Here is a 4,480-nt window from a genome sequence, read left to right on the forward strand (position 1 = left end):
CATCATATCCTGAGCTGCCAACGCCATACCGGGGGCGACCAGAGCGGCTACCACAGCGGCACTCAAAGCGGCGCGCTTGAAGATCACTTTTTCCATTTTTATTGCTCCTGATTTTATGGACTTAGCTTTTTTTCCGGCAGTTGGCATCGGGCCTACCGCTCGGTATTGGCATTGCAATCAAAACCCCTAAGGGCAAAAAATCTTGTCTTGGTTACCTGCGAACCCGGATGTCTTGGCACATCTGTGGTTGGCGGTCCTGATCATCACATGTTGTTTTTTTATGTTCCGATTCTTGGCTATCGGACAACCTCAAGAGTACGTTCGCGGTGCGAAATATCAATGAAAAGTTCCCTCAACGTTTCAAAAGTATGACCGAGTGCAAATAATCATGGGCAAGGTCGTAAACCGCTTCAAGGCAGGTATCACGGTGATGAGAGCGTTTTCTTGCGGCTGTAGCCCGCGCCAGTGCGGGTTTTCATCAGTACGGGGGAAGATGTGTCAGTTAACCTGTCGGCAACAGATAATTTTGTGCTACAAAAAAACTTTCCCTCTTGTTGAGGGAAAGTGATCTGGTGGGAATGTGGGGGCGAATAGGGGTCAGCCTTGCTGGCCTAGGATGCGGGGGATCTGCTGCGCCTGATGGTGGATATGGGACGAGACCTGCACCGAGAGCTGGCTCACCTGACGGGCGTGTTGATGGATGCGGGCGATCAGATCGGCAAAACTGGCCAGCTTGTGTTCCTGACTTTTGGCATTGTCGGCGCCCTGCAGGGCGATCACCGCGGTGTTGCGGGCGATCTCCCGCACCGCTTGGGTGGTCTGGCGCAGCTGCTCCGCCTGTGCCCGTTGGCGGCTTGATTCGCTGGTGATCCGGCTCAGTACGGTGCCAAGCTGTTCACCAGATTGGGTCAGACGCCCCAGAATATCGGTGATCTGGTTGAGGGATTGCTGGGTATTGGCCGAGAGGTGGCGCACTTCATCGGCGACCACCGCAAAGCCGCGCCCCTGTTCCCCCGCGCGTGCCGCTTCGATGGCGGCGTTGAGGGCCAGCAAGTTGGTCTGCTGAGCGATATGGCCGATCACATCGACAATGGCGGTCACATCGGCAACCGAGCGGGTGAGGGCTTGCAGCGCCTCATCGCTCTCGTCAATCGCCAGCCCGGTCTGATGAGTAGCGTGCAGCATGCTACCCACCAGATCTTCGCTCTGGCTCATCGCCTGCTCGTTGTGGTGGGCATGTTGGGCGATGTCGGCGGCGACCTGATGGACCTCTCCGGCCAGCTGGTTCAGCTCATCCATCATCTGGCCACTCTCGTCGACCACCTGTTCGGTGGTGCGGGTGCTGTGGTGGATCTCGTCAACCTGGCTGACCATTTCTTGCAGACTGAGAGATACCGCTGACAGCTGTCCCTCTTTCTGTTGCTGATCCAGTTGCAGGCGACCGATCAGTCGGTTGTAGCTGGCAACGATATCGGCCAGCTCGTTGCGATCGCGCCCGGCAGGCAACGGTTCGGCCAGCCCCGTCTGATCGAGCTGCATAAAGGCCCGGCGCAGTCGCAACAAGGGGGTGAGCAGCCAGCGTCGTTGCACCAGCGCAAACAGCAGGGCGACCACCACCAGACAGAGCGCCAGCGTGCCGAGGATGGTGGCCAGTTCCTGATTGACTGCTTGCCGCTCGCGGGCCAGTTGCTCCCCCATCTGCCTGGTCGCCAGCAACATCGCCATGATGTCTTGCTGCACGGCCTGGCGGCCAGCCTGTTGCTGTTGCAGCGCCGTGCGGCTGTTGGCCAGCTCCTGCGGATAGCGGCCGAGCAACGAACGCAATTCGCTGCGTGGTTGATCCCCCAGCTCCTTGCGAACCGGCTCCCCCAGCGTGAACTCATCGGCGGGCGCCTCTTCATAAAGGCCGAGCAGCGGCAGGGTTTGCAGCGCTTGTGCCTGTTTTTGCAGTGCCTCCAGCTCGAAGCGGATCCCCTCGAGCAGCTTCTCTTTGCCCTGCTCCATATAGCTTTGGCGCAAATGGGCGAGGCGCGGCAGGCCAGCCAGGATCTCGGCTGCACCGCTGCGATATTGCTGCGCCGCGGCAGATTGTTCAGTGCTGGCGCCTTGCTCCCCATAGCGGATCAGCGCCATGGCCTGGCTGCCCACTTCACTCTCTGCATTTTGCAGCAGCAACTGGCTGTTGCCCGAGAGCTTGCCTGCGGCCTGATAGTCGTGAGCTATGCGCTGCGCCATCTGCTCGAGTTGCTGCCTGAGCGGGGCCGCCACGGCATCATCCTGAGCGGCCAGCGAGGAGAGCGCTTGCTGGCGGATCTTCTCTGCCGCCGTCAGTTGTTGCGGATCGCCGTTGTTGAGGTAGTCACGCAGACTGTTTTGCAGGGTCACGGTCACCAGTTGTTGCAGCGTTTCGTGCTGGTGCTGAGCCTGATTGGTACGGGCAAGCTGTTGCCAGCCGTGGTAGAGGGCCAGCGCCTGTCCTCCCGCGACCAGTAACAGAACCAGGGAGGAGAGGGTGGCGTAATGGGCGATTTTCATGGGGCGATTCCTGTCAGCGCAGACCATGGGGAGCATGGCCCGAGCCTAAACAGGGATGGTGGCGTTTTTATGACAGCGTGGGTCAGGTGGCCCCATTTTGTCGATTTAACTGGCTGGGGATGCCTGCGTGCTGTTGCGTATCCCAACAGTTGCCACGTCGGCTCATACTGGGGGCCAGGTTATTGGCCCGGCAGAAACGGCGCCAGTCGTCACTGCCATATTGGCTACTCTGATCCGACTGCACGATGGCCTCGCTTTCTGGTTTACGCCGCCATACGGCCATCATCAGTGCATCCAGCGCGAGCTCGCGGGAGAGGGCCGGTTTCATCGACCAACCCACCACGTTACGAGCGAAAAGATCGATGACCACAGCCAGATACAGCCAGCCATGCCAGGTGCGGATATAAGTGATATCGGTCACCCAAACCAGATTGGCCCGCATAACCGTAAATGGTCGCAGTATACGATTAGGCGCTACGACGGAAGGTCTACCGGATATCCTGCGTGGCGCTTTATAGACGCAACGGCTTTGAGCCGGTTTAGTTGCATCAGCCGTGCTACCCGATTTTTACCGCAGGTTTCGCCGATCTCATCCAGGTCCATGAACCCGGCGATAGCCATGCACGCCACCGCTCACGGCATATAAATCGCAAATGAGCATCAACAGACGCTGGTTATCTTTATCACGTGCGCAGACCGGATGCATGTAACCATGCATAAAATCCGGCCCGAGCGACATTAAGTACCCGAAACATGGTCATGACATGTCATACAGAGCGGTGTTCATTGATAAAGCGGTACTTCAGTCGGGCTCCCTTGCAAAGTACCGCGTGGCCTTTTTCAAGATATCCAGCTCTTCTTTGTTGTGTCTCAAATGAGCTCATAATTTCAGGTTCTCGCTTTATGATTCCAGTAAATTGCGGGTATGCTGCTCGCTATTATCCGGTTTGATGGGCCTCAACCATTTATAGAGACTGTGTGCAGAAATACCCAGCCGGTCAGGTACCTCTGCCACCGAACAACCACGCTCAGTGATCTAACGTACTGCTTCCACTTTAAATTCAGGTGTAAATCGTAGTGTGCCCATATGCTCCTCCTATGCTCAAACTCTAGGGCTGGAACAGTCCAGGTTCAACAACAGAGTGTCTAGAAAATCAGGACGATTCAGACCCGGTCTATCAGGAGAAAATGGCGAATATCGACGCTGCGCTGGCCTACTGTGATGCCGATAATCCAGTATTTTATGAGGATGAAGTCGATATAGACCTCAATCCCAAATTAGGGGCTGACTTGATGTTCAGAGCGCAGCAAAAGCGGGTTGTCACACAGGGGCAGAATGCAAAACACAACCTGGCAGGCGTTCTCCATGTAGGCAACGGAAGAGTACTTTACGTAAGCGGGATAAAGAAAAACGCATCTCTGTTTATCGCCATGCTGGAAAAGCGGTGTCACCACTACCGACGGGCCAAAACTATCAAGCCAATCCTCGATAACTACATCATTCACAAAAGTAAATAGACGGAGCGATGGTTGAAGAAGAATCCCAAGTTCTGCCCGGTATTCCCACCAGTCTACAACCCCAGGGTTAATCACATAGAACGGCTGTGGTACAGCGAAGGTATAGCACTATTAGGAACAGTTATTTAGAAAACTAGGGGCGATTTCGTTATGAGTTGATTTGAACCCTTACCTCATATTAAATCAACCAATCGAGCTAAGCTCAATAAGGATACCAGATGGTAGTGAACCATCAGTCTGTAATCTTATATAAGTACTCCAATTAGTTGATCACCTTGAAGCTGACTAGATAAAACTACCTCTTCAGTATTTATCAATGATACTTGAAGTCTACCATATCACCATGATTAACTTCACGACAATAAAAGTCACAATAAAGGAAATAACTAAAAACACCTTCATCTCTTGCTGTTGGGTAGGATTAACC

General features: G+C 54.8%; 1 protein-coding gene and 2 pseudogenes. 1 reads left to right on the plus strand and 2 read right to left on the minus strand.

Annotated elements, in window-relative coordinates:
• Nucleotides 1–597 precede the first annotated feature (597 nt).
• Both LD28_RS0111420 and LD28_RS0111425 read right to left on the minus strand, forming a co-directional pair.
• A complete protein-coding gene (locus LD28_RS0111420) occupies nucleotides 598–2,535 on the minus strand; it encodes a methyl-accepting chemotaxis protein (RefSeq protein ID WP_033137095.1) in 1,938 nt (645 codons plus the stop codon).
• A gap of 97 nt (nucleotides 2,536–2,632) precedes the next feature.
• Nucleotides 2,633–3,571: pseudogene (locus tag LD28_RS0111425) on the minus strand (IS3 family transposase); the annotation flags it as partial.
• A gap of 131 nt (nucleotides 3,572–3,702) precedes the next feature.
• Between LD28_RS0111425 and LD28_RS0111430 the strand changes: the two are divergent.
• A pseudogene (locus LD28_RS0111430) lies at nucleotides 3,703–4,143 on the plus strand (transposase); the annotation flags it as partial.
• Nucleotides 4,144–4,480 lie beyond the last annotated feature (337 nt).

The sequence above is a fragment of the Aeromonas finlandensis genome (assembly GCF_000764645.1).
Taxonomy (GTDB): Bacteria; Pseudomonadota; Gammaproteobacteria; order Enterobacterales; family Aeromonadaceae; genus Aeromonas; species Aeromonas finlandensis.